The sequence below is a fragment of the Pseudomonas sp. AOB-7 genome (assembly GCF_003696305.1).
Taxonomy (GTDB): domain Bacteria; phylum Pseudomonadota; class Gammaproteobacteria; order Pseudomonadales; family Pseudomonadaceae; genus Aquipseudomonas.
This window is the reverse complement of record NZ_RFFK01000007.1, coordinates 1-25,456: the sequence shown is the minus strand read 5'-3', so window position 1 is coordinate 25,456 and position 25,456 is coordinate 1. Positions and strand designations below refer to the sequence as shown.

Genomic DNA, 25,456 nt, shown 5'->3' with positions numbered 1-25,456 from the left:
GCCATGGACCTGAATCGATACCGCATGAACTGGAACTACCCGACCTCGATGCGCGTCGGCGTCGGCCGCATCAACGAGCTGGCCGAGGCCTGCCGCCAGCTCGGCATGCGCGCGCCGCTGCTGTGCACCGACCCCGGTCTGGCCGCGCTGCCGATGATCGACGCGGCGCTGCGTCAGTGTCGCGATGCCGGGCTGAAGGCAGGGCTGTTCTCGGCGATCAAGGGCAACCCCACCGGCGCCAACGTGATGGACGGTGTGGCCGCGTTCAAGGCCGGCGGGCACGACGGGGTGATCGCCTTCGGCGGCGGCTCGGCGCTGGATGCCGGCAAGGCCATCGCCCTGATGGTCGGCCAGGATCGGCCGCTCTGGGATTTCGAGGACGTCGGCGACAACGCCAGCCGGGTCAAGGTCGCCGGCATGGCGCCGGTGGTGGCGGTGCCGACCACCGCCGGCACCGGCTCGGAAGTCGGTCGCGCCTCGGTGATCACCGATGATGCGGCGCATATCAAGCGCATCATCTTCCACGTGCGGATGCTGCCGGCGCTGGTGATTCTCGACCCGGAACTGACGGTCGGCCTACCGGCCAAGATCACTGCCGCCACCGGCATGGACGCGCTGTCGCACAGCCTGGAGGCCTTCTGCTCGCCGCTGTTTCATCCCATGGCCGAGGGCATCGCCCTGGAGGGTATGCGCCTGGTGCAGCAGTACCTGCCGCGGGCGGTCAGTCAGGGCTCGGACGTCGAGGCGCGGCTGCAGATGCTGGTGGCCTCGAGCATGGGCGCCACCGCCTTCCAGCGTGGTCTCGGTGCCATGCACGCGCTGGCGCATCCGCTGGGCGCGCTGTACGACGCTCACCATGGCCTGCTCAATGCGGTGCTGATGCCCTATGTGCTGGTGGCCAACCGCGGCGCCATCGAGCCACAGATGGAGAAGATGGCGCGCTACCTGGCGCTGCCGGGCAGCGGCTTCGCCGCCGTGCTGGACTGGGTGCTGGCGCTGCGCAGCGAAGTGGGCATTGCCCACAGTCTGGGCGAGATCGGCATCGACGATACGCGCATCGAGCAGGTTGGGCGCATGGCCGAGGTCGATCCCTCGGCGGGCACCAACCCCATCGCCTTCAGCGCCGCGCAGTACAGTGCGTTGTTCGACAAGGCACTGCGCGGGCTGTTGTAGGCGATTACTGGTCGGCGGCGTCCAGTTGCTCTTGCAGGCGCTGCTGGGCCTGCTGATTGACCTGGTCGATCTGCTGCTTGAGTTGTTCCATCTGCTGCTGCTTCTGCGCCGCGTTCTGCGCCTGCAGGGTGGCGGTGGTGGCAGTCTCGGCACCGCCGCAAGCGGCGAGCAGTAGAGGGCTGAGCAATAGGGCGAGGCGGATCGGGCGCATGGTATCTCCGGAGAAAGAGTGGGCCGCGGGATAGGCGCGATTAGCGCCCTCTCCCATTTATGGGAGAGGGCTGGGGAGAGGGCAAGCCCTGTGGCTTATTCTCCCGCCTGTGCCGCCTTCAAGGCCTCCAGCGCCGGCGCGGCATAGATGCCCACTTCCACCGCCAGCTCCATCACCCGCGGCAGGTCGCTGGCGTACACCAGCACTGCCTGCAGCTCGTCGTCCAGCGGTTCGCTGAAGTCCACCAGCACATAGCCGCCGGTTTCCGGCGACAGCGCCGAGAGCTGCACCTGGATGCGATTGAGCGCGGTAAGCGGTTCGGTCTTGGCCAGTTGCTTGGCCTTGAGCACGAACGGCACCTGCGGGCCGAAGGACTCGGTGATCTGCTGGAACAGCTCCTGGTAGCTGTCGGCCTGGAACAGCACGGTATCCGGCAGGCTGCCGACCACCACCCATTCGCCCAGCGGGATGGGGAAGTCGTCGTCGTAGTTGACGTCGGGGTTGGCGGCGAGGAATGCGACCGGGTCGGCATAGGCCTGCGCCGCTTCGTCGGCGATGCGGGCGATCTCGTCCTCGGGCAGGCAGCCGGAGCTTATCTTGGCGATCAGTTCTTCCAGCTGGGCTTTCATCGGGGCATTCCTGTTGGGGGGCGAAGGCGCGCAGGATAAGGCAAAGCGCGCCGGGCTAGAAGTAAGCCAGGAGGCGGCCGAGGCTCATCACCAGTAGCCAGGCCAGCAGCGACAGCGCCGCCTGCAGTCGACCGAGCAACGGTGCGCGCCCGGCCCAGTCGCTCAGCCGGGCGCTCCACAGATGCCGAAACAACAGGGCGTTGCCGATACCCAGGGCGATCAGCAGCAGCTTGAACTGCAGCAGGCGGTTGCCGAGCAGTGGCCCGGCGTCGGCGGCGAACAGGCAGAAGCCGCTGCCCAGCAACAACAGTAGGCCGGCCACCGCCAGCGGCGTCAGCGCGCGCGACACCGCCGCCAGCGGGAAACCGCGACCGGCGCCGAGCAGGCGTGCATCGAGCAGCAGCAGGCTGCCGAGCAACAGCACCAGGCCGAGCAGATGCAGCAGGTTGAGCGCCGGGTAGAGCAGCGTCGAGCCGCGCATCTGCTCGCCCAGGGCCGAGGCCTCCAGCCAGGCGGCCCAGGCGGTCAGCACATCCATCTAGCGCAGTTCGATGGTGCGGCCGTCGACGATGATGCGCTCGGCGCGGATCTCCGCGGTGCCGTCCTTGCGCGGGTAGCCGACGATGGTCACGGTCTTGCCCACAGTCAGGTCGGCTTCCGGCAGGCCGCGGGCTTGCAGGCGGCTGAGCGGCGCGAGGATCACCAGCCAGCTGCGCCCCTCGTGCTCGATGCTCACGTCGGCGTGCGGGTTGCGGTAGTTGACCTGTTGCAGCGGCACTTCCAGGGTCAGGGTCCGATCGGCGTCGTAGGAGCTCCAGCCGTGGTGGGCCTGGGCGAGGGCGCCGGCCAGCAGCAGGCCGAGCGCGGTGGCGAGGAGCAGCAGTTTCTTCAGCATGGCGGTCACCCGGTGTGGCTGGTTGAACACCGGGTAAACCTAGACCCTGCAGCCCGCGCCGCGGCGGGTGGGCAGCATTTGGAAACAGAATCGGCCGGCCCCCGGTAGATTGGCGCTGCGCGCCGTGAAGCCCAACCGCGGGCCGGCGGACGACCTCGTTGGGCTTAGTCGCGGGCTCCTCAGCCCAACCTAGGGGCCGAGCCCAAGGGGGCGCAAGGCGCCTCAGCCGTAGCGCTTCTTCGCCTCGATGGCCAGGCCGCTGCCGATGCTGCCGAAGGTGTTGCCTTCCACGCTGCGCGCATTGGGCAGCATGGCCGCCACGCTCTGGCGCAGCGCCGGCACGCCGCTGGAGCCGCCGGTGAAGAACAGCGTGTCGACCTGCTCGGCGGCGATGCCGGCATCGGCGAGCAGCTGGCCGAGGCTGGCGCGGATACGTTCCAGCAGTGGCTCGATGGCCTCTTCGAACAGCGGCCGGCTCAGTTCGGCGACCAGCCCCGGCTCCACGCGCGACAGGTCGATGGCGCGCGCGTCCTGCTCGCTGAGGGCGATCTTGCTGTCTTCCACCTGCATCGCCAGCCAGTGCCCGGCGCGTTGTTCGATCAGGCCGAACAGGCGGTCGATGCCGGTGGCGTCGACTATGTCGTAGCGCATGTTCTGCAGGGCCAGCTGGGTCTTCTGCGCGTACAGCGCGTTGATGGTGTGCCAGGTGGCCAGGTTGAGGTGGTAGCTGGTGGGCATGAAGGCGTCGCTCTTCATCCGGCTGCCGTAGCCGAACAGCGGCATCACCCCGGCCAGCGACAGCTGCTTGTCGAAATCGGTACCGCCGATATGCACGCCGCCGGTGGCGAGGATGTCGTCCTGGCGCTCGGCCAGCTGGTGGCGCTCGGGTGCCAGGCGCACCAGGGAGAAGTCCGAGGTGCCGCCGCCGATGTCGACGATCAGCACCAGCTCCTCGCGGTCCAGGTTCGACTCGTAGTCGAAGGCTGCGGCGATCGGCTCGTACTGGAACGACACCTCCTTGAAGCCGAGCTGGTGCGCCACGGCGACCAGGGTGTTCTGCGCTTCCTGGTCGGCGGCGGCATCGTCGTCGACGAAGAACACCGGGCGGCCCAGCACCACCTCGTCGAAGCTGCGCTCGGCCAGGCGCTCGGCGCGGCTCTTCAGCTCGCCGATAAAGAAGCCGAGCAGCGCCTTGAAAGGCAGCGCGCTGCCCAGCACCGTGGTCTCGCTCTTCAGCAGCTTGGAGCCCAGTAGGCTCTTCAGCGAGCGCATCAGGCGGCCTTCGTAGCCCTCCAGGTACTCGTGCAGGGCTTGGCGGCCGTAGACCGGGCGGCGCTCCTCGGTGTTGAAGAAGATCACCGAGGGCAGGGTGATCTTGCCGTCTTCCAGCACCAGCAGGCTGTCCTGGTCGGGGCGCAGCCAGCCGACGGTGGAGTTGGAGGTGCCGAAGTCGATACCGCAGGCACGGGCGGGGGTGGAGAAGGGCATGGTGCGGACAGCCTGAGAAAACGGCCGCGCATTCTAGGGCAGGTCGTGCGGGCGTGCAGCACCGGGTATCAGTTTTCCGGGGATTTGCGATTACCGCACCGGGGTTCGATAATCGCCAGGCACTGCCGACCGCCCCGGAGGTTCCATGAGCGATACCCGTCCGCCCCTGTCCAGTCTGGCGCCGCCGCCCTACGTGTCGCCAGCCAAGCGCATCGAGGAATTTGCCGGCGATCCCAATTTCATGACCTCCCTGGCTCGCGGCCTGGCGGTGATCAACGCCTTTCAGGAGCGCAAGCGCCACCTGACCATCGCGCAGATCAGCCACCGCACCGAGATCCCCCGTGCCGCGGTGCGCCGCTGCCTCTACAGCCTGATGAAGCTGGGCTACGTCACCACCGACGGGCGTACCTATTCGCTGCTGCCCAAGGTGCTGACCCTGGGCCACGCTTACCTGTCGTCGACGCCGCTGGCGGTATCCGCCCAGCCCTATCTCGACCGTTTGAGCGAGCAGCTGCACGAGGCCTGCAACCTGGCCACCCTGGAAGGCGAGCAGGTGCTCTACATCGCTCGCTCGGCGATTCCGCAGCGGCTGATCTCGGTGGATCTCAGCGTCGGCAGCCGCTTGCCGGCCTACTGCACGTCCATGGGCCGCATCCTGCTGGCCGCGCTGGACGACGACCAGCTCCAGGACTACCTGGCTCACGCCGAGCTGCAACCCAAGACCAGCCGCACCTTGCACACTCCCGAGGCGCTATGGGAATGCCTGCAGCGCGTGCGTCACCAGGGCTGGTGCGTCGTCGATCAGGAACTGGAACAGGGCCTGCGTTCGTTGGCAGTGCCGGTGTATGACTCTGCCGGCCACGTGCTGGCGGCGATGAACGTCAGCACCCACGCCGGCCGCGTGCCGGTCAGCGAGTTGGAGAAGCGCTACCTGCCGCTGATGCTCAGCGCCAGCCGCGAGCTCAGTAGCCAGTTGTTCCGGCCGGCCTGAGCGGCCGTCTCGACGCTTGTTCGTAGGGCTGCGCTCCGGGGCGAAGGTGCATTGTCTGCTCGATCGCTTTCGCCCCGGGGGGCTCCTACAAAGACTGCGGGGGGCGGTCCTGCTACGCCACTTCACGAAACCGGGCGGTAATCGCCCGCAGCGATATTCGTCCAAGGTCCGATTGCCTAAGCTCGTCGAGCCGCTAACCTGCTGCGGTCAACCGTTGATCGGTTTGTGATCAGGTGTGGGCCATTTGCCTGTATCTATGGTTCGAGCGAGGAGGGCTGCCTTGGCCCGTCAGTACCCGCTACTCAAATAACAATGATAAGAGTGCCGTGAGTCATGGATTGTCGCCTGCTGAACGAGAAGAGTCGGCTGTTCGCCAATGCCGACCCCTATGCGGTATCCGACTACGTCAACCAGCATGTCGGCTCGCACTGCATCCGCCTGCCCAGCAGCGGCCGTCCGGCCGCCAGCCTCAGCCATCGCAGCTTCGCGAGTCTTGACCTGTGCCGTATCAGCTACGGCGGCAGCGTGCGCGTCACCTCGCCGGCGCTGGAGACCATCTACCACCTGCAGGTGCTGCTACAGGGCCACTGCCTGTGGCGTGGCTACAGCCAGGAACACTACTTCACCCCCGGCGAACTGCTGTTGATCAACCCGGATGATCCGGTCGACCTGACCTATTCCGACGATTGCGAGAAGTTCATCGTCAAGCTGCCGGCCCAGTTGATCGAGCGCGCCTGCAGCGACAACCACTGGCAGCGCCCGGCCGATGGCGTGCGCTTCGCCTCGCGCCACCAGCTGCAGCAGCTCGAAGGCTTCACCAATCTGCTCGGTCTGGTCTGCGACGAGGCCGAGAGCGAGCAGTCGCTGCCATCGGTGCAGGAGCACTACACGCGGATCATCGCCAGCAAGCTGCTCGGCCTGCTGGGCAACAATGTCAGTCGTGTGGAGTTGGCCGAGAGCAACCCTTCGTTCGAGCGCCTGGTGCAGTTCATCGACGACAACCTCAAACAGGACATCAGCCTCGAGCAGCTGGCTCAGCTGGCCCATATCAGCCCGCGCTCGCTCTACGGGCTGTTCGACAAGCATCTGGGCACCACGCCCAAGCACTACATCCGCCAGCGCAAGCTGGAGCGGGTGCATGCCTGCCTCAGCGATCCGTCGGCCAAGGTGCGCAATATCACCGAGGTGGCGCTGGACTACGGCTTCCTCCACCTTGGCCGCTTCTCCGAGAGCTACAAGAGCGCCTTCGGCGAACTGCCCTCCGATACCCTGCGTCGCCGCGAGTCCTGATCCCGCGCGTTTCCGGTGCGCACGGCGCACCCTACGTACCAGCGCCCTCGCAAGCGGCGTAGGGTGTGCCGTGCGCACCAGGGTATAGGTCGTAGGCCCCGTCATTCGCACCCTGCAGAAAACGGATAAAGGTCCTGCACGAACTGGATATTGTCGGACAATCAGGCGGCATAGCCTTGGAACCGTTGAAACAATAACAACGGAGCCATGGCCATGAACCTGGGACTCGACTACCTCAATAGCCTGCTTGAAGAAGACAAGGACAAGGGCATTTTCCGCTGCAAGCGCGAGATGTTCACCGACCCCCGGTTGTTCGACCTGGAGATGCAGCACATCTTCGAGGGCAACTGGCTGTACCTGGCCCACGAGAGCCAGATCCCCAACGTCAACGACTACTACACCACCCACATGGGGCGCCAGCCGATCTTCATCGCGCGCAACAAGGACGGTGAACTCAACGCCTTCATCAACGCCTGCAGCCACCGCGGCGCCATGTTGTGCCGCTTCAAGAGCGGCAACAAGGCCAGCTACACCTGCCCGTTCCACGGCTGGACCTTCAACAACAGCGGCAAGCTGCTCAAGGTCAAGGATCCCAAGGAAGCCGGCTACCCGGACAGCTTCAACTGCGACGGCTCGCACGACCTGAAGAAGATCGCCCGCTTCGAGTCCTACCGCGGCTTCCTGTTCGGCAGCCTGCGCGAGGACGTGGCGCCGCTCGAAGAGTTCCTCGGCGAGTCGAAGACGATCATCGACATGATCTGCGACCAGTCCAGCGAAGGCCTGGAAGTGCTGCGCGGCTCCAGCACCTACGTCTATGAGGGCAACTGGAAGCTGCAGGCGGAAAACGGCGCCGACGGCTACCACGTCACCGCCGTGCACTGGAACTACGCCGCCACCCAGCAGCAGCGCAAGCTGAAAGAGGCCGGCGACGACATCCGCGCCATGAGCGCCGGCGGCTGGGGCAAGAAGGGCGGCGGTTTCTACTCCTTCGAGAACGGCCACCTGCTGCTCTGGACCCGTTGGGACAACCCCGAGGACCGCCCGCTGTTCGCCGACCGCGAGCGACTCGCCGCCGAGTTCGGCGAAGCCCGCGCCGACTGGATGATCGGCCACTCGCGCAACCTCTGCCTGTACCCCAACCTGTACCTGATGGATCAGTTCGGCTCGCAGCTGCGCATCGCCCGCCCGCTATCGGTGGACAAGACCGAAGTGACCATCTACTGCATCGCGCCCAAGGGCGAGAGTGCCGAGGCCCGCGCCCGTCGTATCCGCCAGTACGAGGATTTCTTCAACGTCTCCGGCATGGCCACCCCCGACGACCTGGAAGAGTTTCGCGCCTGCCAGCAGGGCTTCGCCGGCCGCGCGATGGAGTGGAACGACATGTCCCGCGGCGCCAAGCACTGGATCGAAGGCGTCGACGACTCTGCCCGGGAGATCGGCCTGCACCCCCTGATGAGTGGCGCGCGTACCGAGGACGAGGGCCTGTTCGTGCTGCAGCACCACTACTGGCAGCAGCAGATGATCCAGGCAGTGAAGAAAGAACAGGACCAACTGATCCACGTGGAGGGTGCGTAAATGAGCCTTTCCTATGACGCCGTGCGCGACTTTCTCTACCGCGAGGCGCGTTACCTGGACGACAAGCAGTGGGATCAGTGGCTGGAGCTGTACGCCCCGGATGCCGAGTTCTGGATGCCGGCCTGGGACGATGCCGACCAGTTGGTGGAAAACCCGCAGACCGAGATCTCGCTGATCTGGTACGGCAACCGCGGCGGCCTGGAGGACCGGGTGTTCCGCATCCGCACCGAGCGCTCCAGCGCCACCATCCCGGATACCCGCACCTCGCACAACATCAACAACATCGAGATCGTCGAGCAGGAAGAGGGCCTCACCAAGGTGCGCTTCAACTGGCACACCCTGAGCTTTCGCTACAAGACCGTCGATCACTTCTACGGCAGCAGCTTCTACACCCTGGATACCCGCGGCGAGAACCCGCTGATCAAGGCCAAGAAGGTGGTGCTGAAGAACGATTACGTCAGACAGATCATCGACGTCTACCACATCTAAAAACACGCCCTGAAGCTATTGCGCTTGCTCATGCTGCGTTGCAAGGCGGTTCGAAATGCTCATTCACAGTCGTGAACTGCGCTTTCTCACCCCCTCGCGCCTTGCCTGAGCTGCGCTCATGACGCTTCAGACCGCGTTTTGCCATTTGTTCAGAACCGCATAGCGAGGTGCGCCATGAGCCACAAGATCGCACTGAATTTCGAAGACGGGGTTACCCGCTTTATCGACGCCAACCTGGGTGAGACGGTGGCCGACGCCGCCTATCGCCAGGGCATCAATATCCCGCTGGACTGCCGCGATGGCGCCTGCGGCGCCTGCAAGTGCTTCGCCGAAGCCGGCCAATACGACCTCGGCGAGGAATACATCGAGGACGCCCTGAGCCAGACCGAGGCCGAGCAGGGCTACGTGCTGACCTGCCAGATGCGCGCCGAGAGCGACTGCGTGATCCGCGTGCCAGCGTCCTCGCAAGTGTGCAAGACCCAGCAGGCCAGCTTCGAGGCGGCCATCAGCGCGGTGCGCAAACTGAGCGACAGCACCATCGCCCTGTCGGTCAAGGGCGAGGCCCTGAGCCAATTGGCCTTCCTGCCGGGGCAGTACGTCAACCTACAGGTGCCGGGCAGTGAGCAGAGCCGTGCCTACTCCTTCAGCAGCCTGCAGAAGGACGGCGAGGTCAGCTTCCTGATCCGCAATGTACCGGGCGGGCTGATGAGCAGCTTTCTGAGCAACCTGGCCAAGGCCGGTGATCGCATCAGCCTGGCCGGCCCGCTGGGCAGCTTCTACCTGCGCGAGATCAAGCGGCCGTTGCTGCTGCTGGCTGGCGGTACGGGCCTGGCGCCCTTCACCGCGATGCTGGAGAAGATCGCTGCCGAGGGCAGCGCGCACCCGCTGCACCTGATCTACGGCGTGACCCACGACCATGATCTGGTCGAGTTGGACAAGCTGGAAGCCTTCGCCGCGCGGATCCCCGGCTTCAGCTTCAGCGCCTGCGTGGCCAGCCCCGAGAGCAGCTATCTGCACAAGGGCTATGTCACCCAGCACATCGAACCCAGGCACCTCAACGACGGTGAGGTGGACATCTACCTGTGCGGCCCGCCGCCGATGGTCGAGGCGGTCAGCGCCTACATCCGCGAACAGGGCATCGCTCCGGCCAATTTCTATTACGAGAAATTTGCTGCCAGCGCCTGAGAAGTTGGCTCCCCTCTCCCGCAAGCGGGAGAGGGGGTAGATAGCGGATACCCCGGATTGAGGTGGGCAAGATGAACAAGCGTTTCCAAGACAAAGTCGCCGTGGTCACCGGCGCCGCCCAGGGCATTGGCCGACGGGTCGCCGAGCGGCTGCTGGAGGAGGGTGCGCAGGTGGTGGCGGTGGACCGCTCCGAGCTGATCAATGAACTGGCCGAGCAGGTCGGTGTGCTGTGCCTGACCGCCGACCTGGAGCAGGCCGGCGACTGCCAGGGCGTGATGCAGGCGGCGGTCGAGCGTTTCGGCCGCCTGGACATCCTGATCAACAACGTCGGCGGCACCATCTGGGTCAAGCCGTTCGAGCACTACGAAACCGCGCAGATCGAAGCCGAAGTGCGTCGCTCGCTGTTCCCCACGCTGTGGTGCTGCCACGCCGCCTTGCCGCAGATGCTGGAGCAGGGCAGTGGTGCCATCGTCAACGTCTCCTCCATCGCCACTCGTGGGGTCAACCGTGTGCCCTACGGCGCGGCCAAGGGCGGCGTCAACGCGCTGACCGCCTGCCTGGCGTTCGAGACTGCCGAGCGCGGCATTCGCGTCAACGCCACCGCCCCTGGCGGCACTGAGGCGCCGCCGCGACGCATTCCGCGCAACACCGCCGAGCCGAGCGACCAGGAGAAGGCCTGGTACCAGCAGATCGTCGATCAGACCGTCGAGAGCAGCCTGATGAAGCGCTACGGAACCCTCGACGAGCAGGTCGGCGCGATCCTCTTTCTCGCCTCCGACGAGGCCTCCTATATCACCGGCGTGACCCTGCCGGTGGGCGGCGGCGATCTGGGCTGAGCACGACCCCGTAGGAGCTGCTTTAGCCGCGAATCGCGGCTAAAGCGGAACACCGGCCGAGCGCTCCTACACAAGCAACCGAGCAGTTCACAACAAAAACAAAACCGAGAACCGATGCCATGCGACAGATAGACGTTCACCCCGTTATCGACAACGCGCGTTTTTCCCGCTTTCACTGGATGGTCATGGCGCTCTGCGCGCTGCTGCTGATCTTCGACGGCTACGACCTGTTCATCTTCGGCGTGGTGCTGCCGTCGATCATGCAGGAGTGGAACCTGACCCCGCTGGAGGCCGGCGCTCTGGGCAGCTACGCGCTGTTCGGCATGATGTTCGGCGCCCTCGGCTTCGGCACCCTGGCCGACCGGATCGGGCGCAAGAAGGGCATCGCCATCTGCTTCGTGCTGTTCTCCACGGCGACCATCCTCAACGGTTTTGCCTCCAGCCCCACCGAGTTCGGCATCTTCCGCTTTATTGCCGGGCTAGGCTGCGGCGGGCTGATGCCCAACGCCGTGGCGCTGATGAACGAGTACGCGCCCAAGCGCCTGCGCAGCACTCTGGTGGCGGTGATGTTCAGCGGCTACTCGCTGGGCGGTATGCTCGCTGCCGGCGTCGGTATCTACATGCTGCCGCGCTTCGGCTGGGAATCGATGTTCTTCGCCGCCGCCGTGCCGCTGCTGCTGTTGCCGCTGATCCTGTGGAAGCTGCCGGAGTCGGTGGGTTTCCTGGTGCGCCAGGGCCGCCATGAGCAGGCCCGTGCGGTGCTGGCCAAGGTCGAGCCGGGCCTGCGGATCGATGCCGCCGACCACCTGCAAATGAGCGATGGCAAGGGTCAGGGCGTTGGCGTATTCGAGCTGTTTCGCGACGGTCGTGCGCTGCGCACCCTGTGCCTGTGGTTGGCATTCTTCTGCTGCCTGCTGATGGTCTACGCGCTGAGCTCCTGGCTACCTAAACTGATGGCCAACTCCGGCTACAGCCTGGGTTCGAGCCTGTCGTTCCTGCTGGCGCTGAACTTCGGCGGCATGGCCGGAGCGATCCTCGGCGGCTGGCTGGGCGACCGCTTCAACCTGGGCAAGGTGATGGTGGCCTTCTTCGTCGCCGCCGCCGCCTCGATCAGCCTGCTGGGCTTCAACAGCCCCACGCCGGTGCTGTACGGCCTGATCTTCATTGCTGGCGCCACCACCATCGGTACGCAGATTCTGCTGTACGCCGGTGCCGCGCAGTTCTACGGCCTGTCGATCCGCTCCACTGGCCTCGGCTGGGCCTCGGGCATTGGCCGCAACGGCGCCATCGTCGGCCCACTGCTCGGTGGTGCGCTGATGGCGATCAACCTGCCGCTGCAACTGAATTTCATCGCCTTCGCTGTACCCGGGGCCATCGCCGCCCTGGCCATGGCGGTGTTCACCCTTAGCGGCCAGCGGCGCCAGGCGGCGTCCGCAGCGCTGGCGGCGGCCAAGGCCTGAGCCTTTAGCCCTTACCCTGAACCTGGAAAAGTGAAATGAGCCACGTCCTGATCGAAAGCCTGACGGTGACCATAGTCGACCTGCCGACCATCCGCCCGCACAAGCTGGCCATGCACACCATGCAGAACCAGACGCTGGCGATCATCCGCCTGCGCTGCAGCGACGGCGTCGAAGGCATAGGCGAAGCCACCACTATCGGTGGCCTGGCCTACGGCAACGAGAGCCCGGAGAGCATCAAGCAGAACATCGACAGCCACCTGGCGCCGGCGCTACGCGGTCAGGACGCGGCCAACATCAATGCCGCCATGCAGCGCCTGGACAAGCTGGCCAAGGGCAACACCTTCGCCAAGTCGGGCATCGAGAGCGCGCTGCTCGACGCCCAGGGCAAGCGCCTGGGCCTGGCGGTCAGCGAGCTGCTCGGCGGCCGCGTGCGCGACAGCCTGGAGGTGGCCTGGACCCTGGCCTCGGGCGACACCGCCCGCGATATCGACGAGGCGCAGCAGATGCTCGCCATCCGCCGCCACCGCATCTTCAAGCTGAAGATCGGCGCCGGCGAACTGCAGCGCGACCTCAACCACGTCATCGCCATCAAGCAGGCGCTGGGCGACTGCGCCAGCGTGCGGGTCGACGTCAACCAGGGCTGGGACGAGTCCCAGGCCATCCGCGCCTGCCGGGTGCTGGGCGACAACGGCATCGACCTGATCGAGCAGCCCATCGCGCGCATCAATCGCGCCGGCCAGGTGCGCCTAAATCAGCGCAGCCCGGCACCGATCATGGCCGACGAATCCATCGAGAGCGTCGAGGACGCCTTCAGCCTGGCCGCCGACGGCGCCGCCAGCGTGTTCGCCCTGAAGATCGCCAAGAACGGCGGCCCGCGCGCCGTGCTGCGCACCGCGGCCATCGCCGAAGCGGCCGGCATCGCCCTGTACGGCGGGACCATGCTCGAAGGCGCCATCGGCACCCTGGCCTCGGCCCACGCCTTCGTCACCCTCAAGCAGCTGACCTGGGGCACCGAGCTGTTCGGCCCGCTGCTGCTGACCGAGGAGATCGTCACTGAAGCGCCGCTGTACCGCGATTTCGCCCTGCAGGTGCCGCGTACCCCCGGCCTGGGCCTGACCCTGGACGAAGAACGCCTGGCGTTCTTCGCCCGCAAGTGAAACGGAGGAAATCCTGATGCTGTTCCACGTGAAGATGACCGTAAGGCTGCCGGCCGACATGGACCCGGCAGTGGCCGCGCAGATCAAGGCCGAGGAGAAGGAACTGGCCCAGCGCCTGATGCGCGAGGGCACCTGGCGCCACCTGTGGCGCATCGCCGGGCACTACGCCAACTACAGCGTATTCGACGTGGCCAGCGTCGAGGCCCTGCACGACACCCTGCTGCAACTGCCGCTGTTCCCCTACATGGACATCGAGGTTACGCCGCTGTGCCGGCATCCCTCGTCGATCCATGCCGACGACCGCTGATCTCCCAGAACAACAACGAGGTACGCCACCATGACCGTGAAAATCTCCCACACCCAAGACGTGCAGAACCTGTTCCGCGAGGCCTGCGGCCTCAACAACGAGCAGGGCAGCCCGCGCCTCAAGCAGCTGATGCTGCGCATCGTCGGCGACGCGGCGAAGATCATCGAAGACCTGCAAGTGAGCGACGACGAATTCTGGCAGGCGGTGGACTACCTCAACCGCCTCGGCGCGCGCAGCGAGTTCGGCCTGCTGGTGCCGGGCCTGGGCCTGGAACACTTCCTCGACCTGCTGCAGGACGCCAAGGACGCCGAGGCCGGCCTCAGCGGCGGCACCCCGCGCACCATCGAAGGCCCGCTGTACGTAGCCGGCGCGCCCCTGGCCGAGGGCCAGGTGCGGATGGACGACGGCACGGAAGACGGCGTGGCCACGGTGATGTTCCTCGAAGGCGTGGTGCGCGACACCCAGGGCAAACCTGTGGCCGATGCGGTGGTCGACCTGTGGCACGCCAACACCAAGGGCAACTACTCCTACTTCGACCAGAGCCAGAGCGACTACAACCTACGTCGGCGCATCGTCACCGACGCCGAGGGCCGCTATCGCGCGCGCAGCATCGTGCCCAGCGGCTACGGCTGCGACCCGCAGGGCCCGACCCAGGAATGCCTCGATCTGCTCGGCCGCCACGGCCAGCGTCCGGCGCATATCCACTTCTTCATCTCCGCGCCGGGCCATCGCCACTTGACCACCCAGATCAACCTGGCCGGCGACCAGTACCTGTGGGACGACTTCGCCTACGCCACCCGCGAGGGCCTGGTCGGCGATATCCAGTTCGTCGAGGATGAGGCCGCCGCCCGCGACCGCGGTATCTCGGCCAAGCGCTTCGCCGAGCTGACGTTCGACTTCCAACTGCAGAAGGCCCCGCAGGCCAAGGCTGAACGCCGCAGCGCGCGGCCGCGTGCATTGCAGGGCGTCTGAGCCCCCGAGCCCTCGCCCGCTCGCGGGTGAGGGCGGCACCCAGGGCCGTGCCGGCACGGCCCCCGGGCGTAAACAACAAGAGCGTTTCCCAAGAAGCGCCAGCCTGACCTTGCGAGGGACCATGAAAGCCCTGCTCAAAGACTTCAGCCTGCCCGCCCTGGTGGCCGGGCTGCTCGCCACCACCATCTCCTACGCCGGGCCGCTGGTGCTGATCTTCCATGCCGCGGAAAGCGCCGGCCTGTCGCAGGCGCTGCTGTCGTCCTGGGTCTGGGCGATTTCCATCGGCAGTGGCGCGCTGGGCCTCTTGCTCAGCCTGCGCTACCGCACGCCGGTGGTGATCGCCTGGTCGATCCCCGGCAGCGCGCTGCTGGTCGGCGCCTTGCCCGAGCTGGGCCTGAACCAGGCCATCGGCGCCTACCTGGTGGCCAACCTGATCCTGCTGCTGATCGCCCTGAGCGGCAGCTTCGACCGGCTGATCGCCCGACTGCCCGGCTCCATCGCCGCCGGCCTGCAGGCCGGCATCCTGTTCGCCTTCGGCATCGAGGTGTTCAAGGCGCTGCCCGAGCAGCCGCTGCTGATCGTCAGCATGTTCGTCACCTACCTGCTGCTGCGCCGAAGCGCGCCGCGCTATGCGGTGGCCGGCGTATTGGCCGTGGGCGCGGCGCTGACCCTGTTCGGCGGCCAGCTGCGCAGCGAGGCGCTGGTGCTGCAGCTGGCCACGCCGCAGTGGATCACCCCCGAATTCAGCCTCACCGCCACCCTCAACCTGGCGCTGCCGCTGGTGCTGGTGGCACTCACCGGGCAGTTCATGCCGGGCATGGCGGTGCTGCGCAATGCCGGCTACGCCACCCCGGCCAGCCCGCTGATCGGCGCCAGCGCCATCGGCGGTGCGCTGCTGGCGCCGTTCGGCTGCCACGGCCTGAACCTGGCGGCGGTCACCGCCAGCCTGTGCACCGGCCGCGAGGCTCATGAAGATCCGCACCGGCGCTATGTCGCCGCGGTGGTCGGCAGCCTGGCCTACCTGGGGCTGGGCATCGCCGGCGCCACCCTGGTGTCGCTGTTCGCCGCCTTTCCCGCGGCGCTGATCGCCGCCCTGGCCGGGCTGGCGCTGTACGGCGCGTTCAGCGAGGCGCTGGCGCGCAGCCTGAGCGAGCCGGCGGAGCGCGACGCGGGGCTGTTCACCTTCCTGGTGACGGCCTCCGGGGTAAGTTTCCTCGGCCTGTCGGCGGCCTTCTGGGGCCTGCTGTTCGGTCTCGCCGCGCACCTGCTGCTGCGCCTGCGCAAGCCGGCCGCCATTGCCAGTCCCGCCGGCGAGCCGGCCAGGGAATAACCCCCAATCCATTCCCCCGAACCGGCAACCCCTGGGCTGCCGGGCGGGTTTCTGCAACCTCGATAACAACAAGAGCACGCTACCGATGAAACACAGCCCACGCCTTTGCCTGCTGTCCACCGCCATTGCCGCCTGCCTGCCGAGCCTGAGCCAGGCCGGCGAGGGCGGGTTTATCGACGACGCCAGCGCCACGCTGACGGCGCGCAACTACTACTTCAGCCGCGACTTTTCCGACATCGTCGGGCCGAACCGGCAGTCCAAGGCCGAGGAGTGGGCGCAGGGCTTCATCCTCAACGTCAAATCCGGCTACACCCCGGGGCCGGTGGGGTTCGGCGTGGATGCCATCGGCCTGCTCGGCCTCAAGCTCGACAGCAGCCCGGATCGAGTCAACACCGGCCTGTTGCCGGCCCGCGAGAGCGGCAAGGCCGCCGACGACTACAGCCGCCTGGGCCTGGCGGCGAAGCTGCGCTTGTCCAAGACCGAGCTGAAAGTCGGCGAGCTGCAGCCCAACCTGCCGGTGCTGACCTACTCGGACATTCGCCTGTTGCCGCCCAGCTACCAGGGAGTCAGCCTGGTTTCCAACGAGCTGGCCGGGCTGACCCTGCAGGCCGGGCACCTCAATTCCACCAGCCTGCGCAACGAGGCTGGCGACGACCAGATGCTGGCCATGCTCGGCCACCTGCCGCAGCGCGCGGCCACCAGCGACGCCTTCAACTATGCCGGCGGCGACTACGCCTTCAACGCCGGGCGCACCTCGCTCGGCGCCTGGTACGGCGAGTTGGAGGACATCTACAACCAGCGCTTCCTCGGCCTCAAGCACAGCGAGCCGGTCGGTGCCTGGACCCTCGGCGCCAACCTCGGTTTCTACGATTCGGCCGACGACGGCCAGAGCCTGCTCGGCGACATCGACAATCAGGCGGCCTTCGCCCTGCTGTCGGCCAAGCACGGCGGCCACACCTTCTATGTCGGCTACCAGGCGATGTTCGGCGATGACGCCTTCCCGCGGGTGTTCGCCAACGTCAGCCCGCTGGGCAACGAGGTGCCCACATTCGAGTTCGCCTCGGCCGACGAGCGCTCCTGGCAGCTGCGTTACGACTACGACTTCGCCGCCATGGGCGTGCCGGGCCTGGTGGCCGGGGTGCGCTATATCCGCGGCGACAACGTCGATGCCCAGGCCACCAACCGCGGCGGTGCGCGCTACGAGGGCAAGGACTGGGAGCGCGACCTGGACATCGGCTACGTGGTGCAGAGCGGCGCGCTCAAGGGCCTCGGCGTGCGCGTGCGCAACGTCACCGCGCGCTCCAACTACCGCAGCGATATCGACGAGAACCGGCTGATTTTCAGCTACACCTGGAACCTGCTGTAAGAGCCGATCACAGCATGTGCAGGAATGGTTCGATAATCGCACCATAAGGCGATTATCGGATTGTTCCGCTGCATGGCGCGCCCTAATCTGAACTCACCGCCACCCCAGCCCGGTGGCACCTGCAACCCAAGCGAGAACACCACGATGGCCGACATCATCACCCTGGGCGAAGCCATTTCGCGCCACGTCAACGACGGCGACTGCGTCGCCCTCGAAGGCTTCACCCACCTGATTCCCACTGCCGCCTCCCACGAGCTGATCCGCCAGGGCAAGAAAGACCTGCACCTGGTGCGCATGACCCCGGACCTGGTCTACGACCTGCTGATCGGCGCCGGTTGCGCGCGCAAGCTGACCTTCTCCTGGGGCGGCAACCCCGGCGTCGGCTCGCTGCACCGCCTGCGCGACGCGGTCGAGAAGCAGTGGCCGAACGCCCTGGAAATCGACGAGCACAGCCACGCCGACCTGGCCAACTCCTATGTTGCCGGCGCCTCCGGTCTGCCGTTCGCCCTGCTGCGCGCCTATGCCGGCTCGGACCTGCCGAAGGTCAACCCGAACATCAAGTTCATCGACTGCCCCTTCACCGGCGAGAAGCTGGCCGCCACCCCGGCGGTGCGCCCGGACGTCACCGTGATCCACGCGCAGAAGGCCGACCGCAAGGGCAACGTGCTGCTGTGGGGCATCCTCGGCGTGCAGAAGGAAGCGGCCCTGGCGGCCAAACGCTGCATCGTCACGGTCGAGGAGATCGTCGACGACCTCAAGGCGCCGATGAATGCCTGCGTGCTGCCGAGCTGGGCGTTGACCGCCGTCTGCCATGTGCCCGGTGGCGCCCACCCGTCCTACGCCCTCGGCTACTACGAGCGTGACAACCGCTTCTACCAGGCCTGGGACCCGATTGCCCGCGACCGCGAATCCTTTACCGCCTGGATCGATACCTATATCCGCGGCACTACCGATTTCGCCGAATTCCAGAACAAGATTGCGGAGGTCAAGTGATGAGCGACTACAGCACCAACGAAATGATGACCGTCGCCGCCGCCCGCCGCCTGAAGAACGGCGCGGTCTGCTTCGTCGGCATCGGCCTGCCGTCCAAGGCCGCCAACCTGGCGCGCCTGACCTCCTCGCCGGACGTGGTGCTGATCTACGAATCCGGCCCGATTGGTGCCAAGCCCAGCGTGCTGCCGCTGTCGATCGGCGACGGCGAACTGGCCGAAACCGCCGACACCGTGGTGCCCACCGGCGAGATTTTTCGCTACTGGCTGCAGGGCGGGCGCATCGACGTCGGCTTCCTCGGCGCGGCCCAGGTCGACAAGTTCGGCAATATCAACACCACCGTGATCGGCGACTACCACAACCCCAAGGTGCGCCTGCCCGGCGCCGGTGGCGCGCCGGAGATCGCCGGCAGCGCCAAGGAAGTGCTGATCATCCTCAAGCAGTCGCACCGCACCTTCGTCGACAAGCTGGCCTTCATCACCTCGGTCGGTTTCGGTGAGGGCGGCGACCACCGTCAGCAGCTCGGCCTGCCTGGCAAGGGCCCGGTGGGCATCATCACCGACCTGTGCATCATGGAACCGGAAGCCGGTAGCAACGAGTTCGTGGTCACCTCGCTGCACCCGGGCGTGACCCGCGAGCAGGTGATCGAGAACACCGGCTGGGCCATCCGCTTTGCCGACAATCTGGCCGTGACCGAGGCGCCGAACGACACCGAGTTGGAAGCGCTGCGCGCCCTGGAAGCGCGTACCGCCGCCGCCCACGGCCAGGCCGGGGGTGAGGAATGAGCCGCGACGTCTTTATCTGCGACGCCATCCGCACGCCCATCGGCCGCTTCGGCGGCGGCCTGGCGCCGGTGCGCGCCGACGACCTGGCGGCGGTGCCGCTCAAAGCCCTGATCGAGCGCAACCCGCAGCTGGATCTGGCCGCCATCGACGAAGTGTTCATGGGCTGCGCCAACCAGGCCGGCGAGGACAACCGCAACGTCGCGCGCATGGCGCTGCTGCTGGCCGGTATTCCCGACAGCGTGCCGGGGGTGACCCTTAACCGCCTGTGCGCGTCCGGCCTGGATGCGGTGGGCAGCGCTTTCCGCGCCATCGCAGCCGGTGAAATGGAACTGGCTATCGCCGGCGGCGTGGAATCCATGTCGCGCGCGCCCTATGTGATGGGCAAGGCCGACAGTGCCTTTGGCCGCAACCAGAAGATCGAGGACACCACCATCGGCTGGCGCTTCGTCAACCCGCTGATGAAGACGCAGTACGGCGTCGACGCCATGCCGCAGACCGCCGACAACGTCGCCGACGACTATCAGGTGTCGCGTGCCGACCAGGATCTGTTCGCCCTGCGCAGCCAGCAGCGTGCCGCGCGTGCCCAGGCCCAAGGCTTCTTCGCCGAGGAGATCGTGCCGGTGGTGATCAAGGGCAAGAAGGGCGACACCGTAGTGGATACCGACGAGCACCCGCGCGCCGACACCAGCCTGGAGGCACTGACCAAACTCAAGCCGGTCAACGGCGAGGGCAAGACGGTCACCGCCGGCAATGCCTCGGGCGTCAACGACGGCGCCGTGGCATTGATCCTGGCGTCTGCCGAAGCGGTGAAAAAACACGGCCTGACCCCGCGTGCCAAAGTGCTGGGTATGGCCAGCGCTGGCGTGGCGCCACGGGTCATGGGCATCGGCCCGGTGCCGGCGGTGCGCAAGCTGCTGGAGCGGCTGAACCTGAGCATCGACCAGTTCGACGTGATCGAGCTCAACGAAGCCTTCGCCGCCCAGGGCCTGGCGGTGATGCGCGAGCTGGGCCTGGCCGACGATAGCGCCAAGGTCAACCCCAACGGCGGCGCTATCGCCCTCGGCCACCCGCTGGGCGCCAGCGGCGCGCGCCTGGTGCAGACCGCTTTGCACCAGCTGGAGAAATCCGGCGGCAAGCTGGGTTTGGCGACCATGTGCGTGGGCGTGGGGCAGGGGTTGGCGCTGGCGATCGAGCGGGTGTGAATGACATCTGTAGGGTGGGCTTTAGCCCACCATGTCCACAGTGCGTGAAGGGATAGTGATTCGCTTCAGTCCACCATGACGCCCCCGGTGGGCTGAAGCCCACCCTACGCACTGTGCGTTGTCATCATGGTGGGCTAAAGCGGATCGCCGCCCGGCCCACCCTACGCGCTGGATTCGCCCACATCGGCCTGCCAACCTAGGCTTACCCCAAACAGCTGGAACGAGACCGCCTTGAGCAACCAACTCTTCGATGCCTACTTCACCGCCCCGGCCATGCGCGCGGTGTTCTGCGACGCCGGCCGGGTGCAGGGCATGCTCGATTTCGAGGCCGCGCTGGCGCGGGCCGAGGCGCGTGTGGGGCTGATCCCGCCTGAGGCGGTGGCGCCCATCGCCGCCGCCTGCCGGGCCGAGCTCTACGACTTCGCCGCCCTGGCTCAGGCCATCGCCATCGCCGGCAATTCCGCCATCCCGCTGGTCAAGGCCCTCGGCAAGCGTATCGCTGCGACAAGCCCCGAGGCCGAACGCTATGTACACCTCGGCGCCACCAGTCAGGACGCCATGGACAGCGGCCTGGTGCTGCAGCTGCGCGCCGCCATCGAGCTGATCGAAAGCGATCTCGCCACCCTGGCCGATGCCCTGGCGGCGCAGGCCGAGCGCCATGCCGACACGCCGCTGGCTGGACGCACCTGGCTGCAGCAGGCCACCCCGGTGACCCTGGGCATGAAGCTGGCCGGCGTGCTCGGCGCCGTCACCCGTCATCGCCAGCGCCTCGCCGAACTCAAGCCGCGCCTGCTGTGCCTGCAGTTCGGCGGCGCCTCCGGCAGCCTGGCGGCGCTCGGCGAGCAGGCCTGGCCGGTGGCCGAAGCGCTGGCCGCCGAGCTGCAACTGCACCTGCCCGAGCAGCCCTGGCACACCCAGCGCGACCGCCTGGTGGAGTTCGCCAGCCTGCTCGGGCTGATCGCCGGCAGCCTGGGCAAGCTGGGCCGCGACCTCAGCCTGCTGATGCAGACCGAGGCCGGCGAAGTCTTTGAGCCGGCGGCGCCGGGCAAGGGCGGCTCGTCGACCATGCCGCACAAGCGCAACCCGGTGGGGGCCGCCGTGCTGATCGGCGCCGCCACCCGCGCGCCGGGCCTGGTGGCGACGATGCTGGCCGCCATGCCGCAGGAGCACGAGCGCAGCCTCGGCCTGTGGCACGCCGAGTGGGAAACCCTGCCGGAGCTGTGCTGCCTGGTCTCCGGTGCGCTGCAGCAGGCGCTGCTGGCGGTGCCGGGGCTGGAAGTGGACGCGGCGCGCATGCGCAGCAACCTCGAACTGACCCAGGGCCTGGTGCTGGCCGAGGCGGTGAGCATCGCCCTGGCCCAGCGCATCGGCCGCGACGCCGCCCACCATCTGGTCGAGCAGTGCTGCCGCCAAGCGGTGCAGCAGGGCGTGCACCTGCGCGCGGTGCTCGGTGCCAATGCCGAGGTCGGCGCAGAGCTGTCCGCCGCCGAACTCGAGCGCCTGCTCGATCCGGCCCATTACCTGGGACAGGCCCGCCGCTGGGTGCAGCGGGCCGTCGCCGAACACCAGCAATTTTCGCGTTAGGAGTTATCCATGCCTGCCGTACGTCTCGCCGATGGCGACCTCAACTACCTGCTCGAAGGCCCGGCCGGTGCGCCGGTGCTGGTGCTGTCCAACTCCCTGGGTACCGACCTGCATATGTGGGACGTGCAGCTGCCGGCGTTGACCCGTCATTTCCGGGTGCTGCGCTACGACACCCGCGGCCATGGCCAGTCGCTGGTGACTGACGGGCCCTACAGCATCGAGCAACTGGGCCGCGACGTGCTGGCCCTGCTCGACGCCCTGGATATCGCCAAGGCGCATTTCTGCGGGCTGTCCATGGGTGGGCTGATCGGCCAGTGGCTGGCGCTCAACGCGCCCGAGCGCATCGCGCGCCTGGTGCTGTGCAACACCGCCGCCAAGATCGGCGCACCGGAGGTGTGGAACCCGCGTATCGACACCGTGCTGGCCGGCGGCGCGCAGGCCATGCGCGATCTGCGCGACGCCTCGATCTCGCGCTGGTTCACCGCCGGCTTCGCCGCGGCGCAGCCGCAGCAGGTCGAGCCCATAGTCGGCATGCTGGCGCAGACTTCGCCCGAAGGTTATGCGGCCAACTGCGCGGCGGTGCGCGATGCCGATTTCCGCGAGCAGCTTGCAGATATCCAGTCGCCAACGCTGATCGTCTGCGGCAGCCTCGACCCGGTGACCACCGTCGAGCACGGCCGCTTGATGCAGCAGCGGATCGAGGGGGCGAAGCTGGTGGAGTTCCACGCCGCGCACCTGTCCAACGTCGAGGCCGGCGTGGCCTTTACCCAGGCGCTGCTGGATTTCCTCAAGGCTTGAGACCGTTATGGTGCGCACGGCGCACCCTACGGCCCGTATCTGTGGGGTGCGCCGCGCGCACCATCTCTTTCGGAGTTTGAAATGGACGAAAAACAACGCTACGAAGCTGGCATGCAGGTGCGCCGCGCGGTGCTGGGCGACGCCCATGTCGACCGCAGCCTGGACAAGCTCACGCCGTTCAACAGTGAGTTCCAGGAGATGATCACCCGCCACGCCTGGGGCGATATCTGGACCCGCCCCGGTCTGCCGCGGCACACCCGCAGCCTGATCACCATCGCCATGCTGATCGGCATGAACCGCGAGGGCGAGCTGCGCCTGCACCTGCGCGCGGCGAAGAACAACGGCGTGACCCGCGACGAGATCAAGGAGGTGCTGATGCACAGCGCGATCTACTGCGGCATCCCGGCGGCCAACGCCACCTTCCACCTGGCCGAGGAAGTCTGGGACGAGCTGGGCGTCGAATCCCAGCAGGACTGACCCGCGTTTCCCCTCGACCGCCGCCGGTCCACGCGCCGCGCGGCGGTTTTTTATTACGGGCTCCGCTGCGCCCGCAGGGTTGGGCGTCAGGGCTGCGCCCTGCAAGCCAACCTACCTCTGGCCCCCCGTTGCACTCAGTCCAGCGTCGTTTCGTACTCTTCGACATCAGCCGCATGCCGTGCGGCGATATAGCCGAAGGTCATGGCCGGGCCGAGGTTGATGCCGCCGGACGGGTAGTGGCCGCCCATCACGCTGGCCATGTCGCTGCCGGCGGCGTACAGCCCGGGGATGGGCTGGTCCTGCGCGTCCAGCACCTGGGCTTGGCCGTTGGTCTTCAGGCCGGCGAAGGTGGCGAAGCTGCCCGGCTCGACCTTCACCGCATAGAAGGGCCCGCGCTCGATGGGCGCCACGCAGGGGTTCGGCCCCTCATGGCTGGCGTCGCCGCTGCGCCGGTTGAAGGGCGTACTGCCGCGACCGAAGGCCGGGTCTTCGCCCTGCGCGGCATGGCGGTTGTACTCGGCCAGGGTCTGCGCCAGGCCCTGCGGGTCGATGCCGCAGGCCTGGGCCAATTGTTCGACGCTGTGGCCGCGCTTGAGGTAGCCGCTGCGCAGCACCGACCACAGCGGCAGCGGCGCCGGACGGGCGATGCCCAGGCCGTAGCGGCGGATAAAGCGGTGGTCGCAGATCAGCCAGGAGCAGACCTCCTCGCCCTGCGGCACCGCCTCGAGCATGGCGGCGACATAGTCGTAGTAGCCCTCGGCCTCGTTGACGAAGCGCCGGCCGCTGCGCAGCACGGCAATCACTCCCGGTTTGCCGCGGTCGATGATATGCGGGAAGTGACCGATGCGGCCGCCTGCGTAGGGTACCCGCGACACCGGCGCCCAGGCCACCGGCGACTTGAGATCGGTGTTGAGCGTGGCGCCCGCCGCCTCGCCCAGGCGCAGGCCGTCGCCGTTGCAGGCGCGCGGCGGCAGGGCCAGGTGCTCGTGGCCGGTGGGCGTGCGCGGGAACAGCTGACGGCGGCGCTCGATATCGTGGGCGAAACCGCCGGCGGCCAGCAGCACGCCGCGGCGCGCGCGTATGCGCTGTTCGGCCCCGTCGCGTTGCACCACGGCGCCGCAGACCCGGCCGTTGTCGCGCAGCAGGCCGGTGGCCGGCGCCGACTCGAGCAACTGCACGCCGAGGTCCTCGGCGGACTTGGCCAGTCGCGCCACCAGCGCCACGCCGTTGACCAGGTGCATGGCGCGGCCATATCGGGCCAGGTGCCAGAGGTGGGCGCTGAAGCGCTTGGTCACGTGCAGCGCGGCCCTGGCCGAGCGGGTCATCGAGAGAAAGGCGGCCAGATCGGCGCCGGCCATGATCGGCATGCCGAGGAAGGAGGTCTCGGGCATGGTCTTGCGCAGGCGCGGCAGCAAGGCGCCGACCTCGCGTGCGTCATAGGGTGCGGCGATCACCTGATGGCCGCCGGTGGCGGCGCCCGGCGCCTCGCCGCGCATGTCGGGGATGGCGTTGCCGTCGGCGAACTGCAGGCGGCTGTGCTGCTCGAAGAAGCCGACCATCTGCGGACAGGCTTGGAGAAAGGCGTCCACCAGCTCGGCATTGAAATGCTCGCCGAGGCAGTGGCGCAGGTAGCGGCGCGGCTGCTCGAGGTCCTCGACTATGCCGGCGCGGCGCGCCAGCGGGTTGCGCGGCACCCACATCCAGCCGCCGGACCAGGCCGTGGCGCCGCCGAACACCGCATCCTTCTCCACCAGGATGACCTTTTGCCCATGCCAGGCGGCGGTCACCGCCGCGGCCAGGCCGGCGGCGCCGGAGCCGACGATCAGCAGGTCGCAGTCGAGTTCGGCGTGGGCCATGGCGGGTGTCTCCTGGGGCAAAATGGATTTAATGGAACCTGGTTCCGGATTCTATGATTGCCTTGAGCGAGGGCCAAGGGCGAATGGAACAATTACCCGGCTAGCGCGGCCGATACTGTGCGTTTAGCGCACGGTTGCCGGAGCGGCGCAAGATCGGCGCGGGTTTCGCCCCTGCCACAAGCCTCAAGCGCTGATCGACCACCTGATAGGTCGGGCCTGGCATTTTTCCTCGGCGAAAAAAAGCCCGTCGCGGGGACGGGCCGAGGGTGCCGTAACACACTTGGAGTCAATCGGGTGGAGGCAAGCGCCCGGTACTACAGCAGCGACAGCGGGTAGTTGATGATCAGGCGGTTCTCGTGGATGTCCTGGCCGACGTCGCGACGCACGTCGGAGTTGCGCCAGCGCACGCT

Annotated in this window: 26 protein-coding genes; 19 read left to right on the top strand and 7 right to left on the bottom strand. The window is 67.3% G+C overall.

Going from position 1 to position 25,456, the window contains the following annotated elements; all coding sequences use genetic code 11:
• Positions 1–3: 3 nt before the first annotated feature.
• Positions 4–1,173, top strand: coding sequence for an iron-containing alcohol dehydrogenase (locus EA796_RS14630; protein ID WP_122109123.1), 1,170 nt, complete (start codon positions 4–6; stop codon positions 1,171–1,173).
• Between the two features lie 4 nt (positions 1,174–1,177).
• Here EA796_RS14630 and EA796_RS14625 read toward each other — a convergent pair whose 3' ends face one another.
• The 5 genes from EA796_RS14625 to EA796_RS14605 form a co-directional block, all read right to left on the bottom strand.
• A complete protein-coding gene (locus EA796_RS14625; protein ID WP_122109122.1) occupies positions 1,178–1,384 on the bottom strand; it encodes a hypothetical protein in 207 nt (68 codons plus the stop codon).
• Positions 1,385–1,479: 95 nt separating this feature from the next.
• A complete protein-coding gene (locus tag EA796_RS14620; protein WP_122109121.1) occupies positions 1,480–2,013 on the bottom strand; it encodes a hypothetical protein in 534 nt (177 codons plus the stop codon).
• A gap of 55 nt (positions 2,014–2,068) precedes the next feature.
• Positions 2,069–2,551, bottom strand: coding sequence for a hypothetical protein (locus EA796_RS14615; protein WP_122109120.1), 483 nt, complete (start codon positions 2,549–2,551; stop codon positions 2,069–2,071).
• Positions 2,552–2,938 carry a DUF6152 family protein gene (locus EA796_RS14610; protein WP_256679216.1) on the bottom strand — a complete coding sequence of 129 codons (387 nt, stop codon included), beginning with the start codon at positions 2,936–2,938 and terminating at the stop codon, positions 2,552–2,554.
• 192 nt (positions 2,939–3,130) lie between these two features.
• Positions 3,131–4,396, bottom strand: a complete 1,266-nt coding sequence (locus EA796_RS14605) for an Hsp70 family protein (RefSeq protein ID WP_122109119.1) — start codon at positions 4,394–4,396, stop codon at positions 3,131–3,133.
• A 145-nt stretch (positions 4,397–4,541) separates the two neighbouring features.
• Here EA796_RS14605 and EA796_RS14600 point away from each other — a divergent pair, with 145 nt between their 5' ends.
• The 18 genes from EA796_RS14600 to pcaC all read left to right on the top strand — a co-directional run bounded on the left by EA796_RS14600 (position 4,542) and on the right by pcaC (position 23,190).
• A complete protein-coding gene (locus EA796_RS14600; RefSeq protein ID WP_045736169.1) occupies positions 4,542–5,387 on the top strand; it encodes an IclR family transcriptional regulator in 846 nt (281 codons plus the stop codon).
• Positions 5,388–5,720: 333 nt separating this feature from the next.
• On the top strand, positions 5,721–6,677 hold the full coding sequence (locus EA796_RS14595) for an AraC family transcriptional regulator (RefSeq protein WP_055987372.1): 957 nt from the start codon (positions 5,721–5,723) through the stop codon (positions 6,675–6,677).
• 213 nt (positions 6,678–6,890) lie between these two features.
• Positions 6,891–8,252 (top strand): benzoate 1,2-dioxygenase large subunit, encoded by a 1,362-nt coding sequence (benA, locus tag EA796_RS14590; RefSeq protein ID WP_122109118.1) that lies wholly within the window; start codon positions 6,891–6,893, stop codon positions 8,250–8,252.
• The gene (gene benB, locus EA796_RS14585) at positions 8,253–8,741 is read left to right on the top strand and encodes a benzoate 1,2-dioxygenase small subunit (RefSeq protein WP_122109117.1); all 489 of its coding nucleotides are present in this window, start codon (positions 8,253–8,255) and stop codon (positions 8,739–8,741) included.
• Positions 8,742–8,915: 174 nt separating this feature from the next.
• Positions 8,916–9,926, top strand: coding sequence for a benzoate 1,2-dioxygenase electron transfer component BenC (gene benC / locus EA796_RS14580; protein WP_122109116.1), 1,011 nt, complete (start codon positions 8,916–8,918; stop codon positions 9,924–9,926).
• Positions 9,927–9,997: 71 nt separating this feature from the next.
• Positions 9,998–10,762, top strand: coding sequence for a 1,6-dihydroxycyclohexa-2,4-diene-1-carboxylate dehydrogenase (locus EA796_RS14575; protein WP_122109115.1), 765 nt, complete (start codon positions 9,998–10,000; stop codon positions 10,760–10,762).
• 119 nt (positions 10,763–10,881) lie between these two features.
• Positions 10,882–12,222: an MFS transporter gene (locus EA796_RS14570; RefSeq protein WP_122109114.1), complete on the top strand. Its 1,341-nt coding sequence runs from the start codon at positions 10,882–10,884 to the stop codon at positions 12,220–12,222.
• Between the two features lie 35 nt (positions 12,223–12,257).
• Entirely contained in the window at positions 12,258–13,379 is a 1,122-nt protein-coding gene (locus EA796_RS14565; protein WP_122109113.1) for a muconate cycloisomerase family protein, read from the top strand.
• A 16-nt stretch (positions 13,380–13,395) separates the two neighbouring features.
• Positions 13,396–13,686, top strand: a complete 291-nt coding sequence (catC, locus tag EA796_RS14560; protein ID WP_021489556.1) for a muconolactone Delta-isomerase — start codon at positions 13,396–13,398, stop codon at positions 13,684–13,686.
• Positions 13,687–13,716: 30 nt separating this feature from the next.
• On the top strand, positions 13,717–14,658 hold the full coding sequence (gene catA, locus EA796_RS14555; RefSeq protein WP_122109112.1) for a catechol 1,2-dioxygenase: 942 nt from the start codon (positions 13,717–13,719) through the stop codon (positions 14,656–14,658).
• Positions 14,659–14,779: 121 nt separating this feature from the next.
• Complete coding sequence (locus EA796_RS14550; protein WP_122109111.1) at positions 14,780–15,988, top strand: benzoate/H(+) symporter BenE family transporter; 1,209 nt, start codon at positions 14,780–14,782, stop codon at positions 15,986–15,988.
• An 85-nt stretch (positions 15,989–16,073) separates the two neighbouring features.
• Positions 16,074–17,354: an OprD family porin gene (locus EA796_RS14545; RefSeq protein WP_122109110.1), complete on the top strand. Its 1,281-nt coding sequence runs from the start codon at positions 16,074–16,076 to the stop codon at positions 17,352–17,354.
• A gap of 144 nt (positions 17,355–17,498) precedes the next feature.
• On the top strand, positions 17,499–18,347 hold the full coding sequence (locus EA796_RS14540) for a CoA transferase subunit A (RefSeq protein WP_122109109.1): 849 nt from the start codon (positions 17,499–17,501) through the stop codon (positions 18,345–18,347).
• Positions 18,347–19,129, top strand: a complete 783-nt coding sequence (locus EA796_RS14535; RefSeq protein WP_045736180.1) for a CoA-transferase subunit beta — start codon at positions 18,347–18,349, stop codon at positions 19,127–19,129. Before EA796_RS14540 ends, EA796_RS14535 begins: the two co-directional genes overlap by 1 nt.
• Entirely contained in the window at positions 19,126–20,331 is a 1,206-nt protein-coding gene (pcaF, locus tag EA796_RS14530) for a 3-oxoadipyl-CoA thiolase (protein WP_122109108.1), read from the top strand. Before EA796_RS14535 ends, pcaF begins: the two co-directional genes overlap by 4 nt.
• A 231-nt stretch (positions 20,332–20,562) precedes the next feature.
• Positions 20,563–21,915, top strand: coding sequence for a 3-carboxy-cis,cis-muconate cycloisomerase (locus tag EA796_RS14525; RefSeq protein WP_122109107.1), 1,353 nt, complete (start codon positions 20,563–20,565; stop codon positions 21,913–21,915).
• Between the two features lie 9 nt (positions 21,916–21,924).
• Complete coding sequence (gene pcaD, locus EA796_RS14520) at positions 21,925–22,713, top strand: 3-oxoadipate enol-lactonase (protein WP_122109106.1); 789 nt, start codon at positions 21,925–21,927, stop codon at positions 22,711–22,713.
• A gap of 81 nt (positions 22,714–22,794) precedes the next feature.
• Positions 22,795–23,190 carry a 4-carboxymuconolactone decarboxylase gene (gene pcaC / locus EA796_RS14515; RefSeq protein WP_122109105.1) on the top strand — a complete coding sequence of 132 codons (396 nt, stop codon included), beginning with the start codon at positions 22,795–22,797 and terminating at the stop codon, positions 23,188–23,190.
• A 134-nt stretch (positions 23,191–23,324) separates the two neighbouring features.
• Here pcaC and EA796_RS14510 read toward each other — a convergent pair whose 3' ends face one another.
• Positions 23,325–25,046 (bottom strand): FAD-dependent oxidoreductase, encoded by a 1,722-nt coding sequence (locus EA796_RS14510; protein WP_122109104.1) that lies wholly within the window; start codon positions 25,044–25,046, stop codon positions 23,325–23,327.
• Positions 25,047–25,360: 314 nt separating this feature from the next.
• On the bottom strand, positions 25,361–25,456 hold a 96-nt coding region (locus tag EA796_RS23735; RefSeq protein WP_147459048.1), incomplete at its 5' end, for an OprD family porin.

Bases quoted from the DNA above. Each gene is read 5' to 3' on its own strand.
- EA796_RS14630 (WP_122109123.1), top strand. From the start codon at position 4: ATGGACCTGAATCGATACCGCATGAACTGGAACTACCCGACCTCGATG.
- EA796_RS14625 (WP_122109122.1), bottom strand. From the start codon at position 1,384: ATGCGCCCGATCCGCCTCGCCCTATTGCTCAGCCCTCTACTGCTCGCC.
- EA796_RS14620 (WP_122109121.1), bottom strand. From the start codon at position 2,013: ATGAAAGCCCAGCTGGAAGAACTGATCGCCAAGATAAGCTCCGGCTGC.
- EA796_RS14615 (WP_122109120.1), bottom strand. From the start codon at position 2,551: ATGGATGTGCTGACCGCCTGGGCCGCCTGGCTGGAGGCCTCGGCCCTG.
- EA796_RS14605 (WP_122109119.1), bottom strand. From the start codon at position 4,396: ATGCCCTTCTCCACCCCCGCCCGTGCCTGCGGTATCGACTTCGGCACC.
- EA796_RS14600 (WP_045736169.1), top strand. From the start codon at position 4,542: ATGAGCGATACCCGTCCGCCCCTGTCCAGTCTGGCGCCGCCGCCCTAC.
- EA796_RS14595 (WP_055987372.1), top strand. From the start codon at position 5,721: ATGGATTGTCGCCTGCTGAACGAGAAGAGTCGGCTGTTCGCCAATGCC.
- benA (WP_122109118.1), top strand. From the start codon at position 6,891: ATGAACCTGGGACTCGACTACCTCAATAGCCTGCTTGAAGAAGACAAG.
- benB (WP_122109117.1), top strand. From the start codon at position 8,253: ATGAGCCTTTCCTATGACGCCGTGCGCGACTTTCTCTACCGCGAGGCG.
- benC (WP_122109116.1), top strand. From the start codon at position 8,916: ATGAGCCACAAGATCGCACTGAATTTCGAAGACGGGGTTACCCGCTTT.
- EA796_RS14575 (WP_122109115.1), top strand. From the start codon at position 9,998: ATGAACAAGCGTTTCCAAGACAAAGTCGCCGTGGTCACCGGCGCCGCC.
- EA796_RS14570 (WP_122109114.1), top strand. From the start codon at position 10,882: ATGCGACAGATAGACGTTCACCCCGTTATCGACAACGCGCGTTTTTCC.
- EA796_RS14565 (WP_122109113.1), top strand. From the start codon at position 12,258: ATGAGCCACGTCCTGATCGAAAGCCTGACGGTGACCATAGTCGACCTG.
- catC (WP_021489556.1), top strand. From the start codon at position 13,396: ATGCTGTTCCACGTGAAGATGACCGTAAGGCTGCCGGCCGACATGGAC.
- catA (WP_122109112.1), top strand. From the start codon at position 13,717: ATGACCGTGAAAATCTCCCACACCCAAGACGTGCAGAACCTGTTCCGC.
- EA796_RS14550 (WP_122109111.1), top strand. From the start codon at position 14,780: ATGAAAGCCCTGCTCAAAGACTTCAGCCTGCCCGCCCTGGTGGCCGGG.
- EA796_RS14545 (WP_122109110.1), top strand. From the start codon at position 16,074: ATGAAACACAGCCCACGCCTTTGCCTGCTGTCCACCGCCATTGCCGCC.
- EA796_RS14540 (WP_122109109.1), top strand. From the start codon at position 17,499: ATGGCCGACATCATCACCCTGGGCGAAGCCATTTCGCGCCACGTCAAC.
- EA796_RS14535 (WP_045736180.1), top strand. From the start codon at position 18,347: ATGAGCGACTACAGCACCAACGAAATGATGACCGTCGCCGCCGCCCGC.
- pcaF (WP_122109108.1), top strand. From the start codon at position 19,126: ATGAGCCGCGACGTCTTTATCTGCGACGCCATCCGCACGCCCATCGGC.
- pcaD (WP_122109106.1), top strand. From the start codon at position 21,925: ATGCCTGCCGTACGTCTCGCCGATGGCGACCTCAACTACCTGCTCGAA.
- pcaC (WP_122109105.1), top strand. From the start codon at position 22,795: ATGGACGAAAAACAACGCTACGAAGCTGGCATGCAGGTGCGCCGCGCG.
- EA796_RS14510 (WP_122109104.1), bottom strand. From the start codon at position 25,046: ATGGCCCACGCCGAACTCGACTGCGACCTGCTGATCGTCGGCTCCGGC.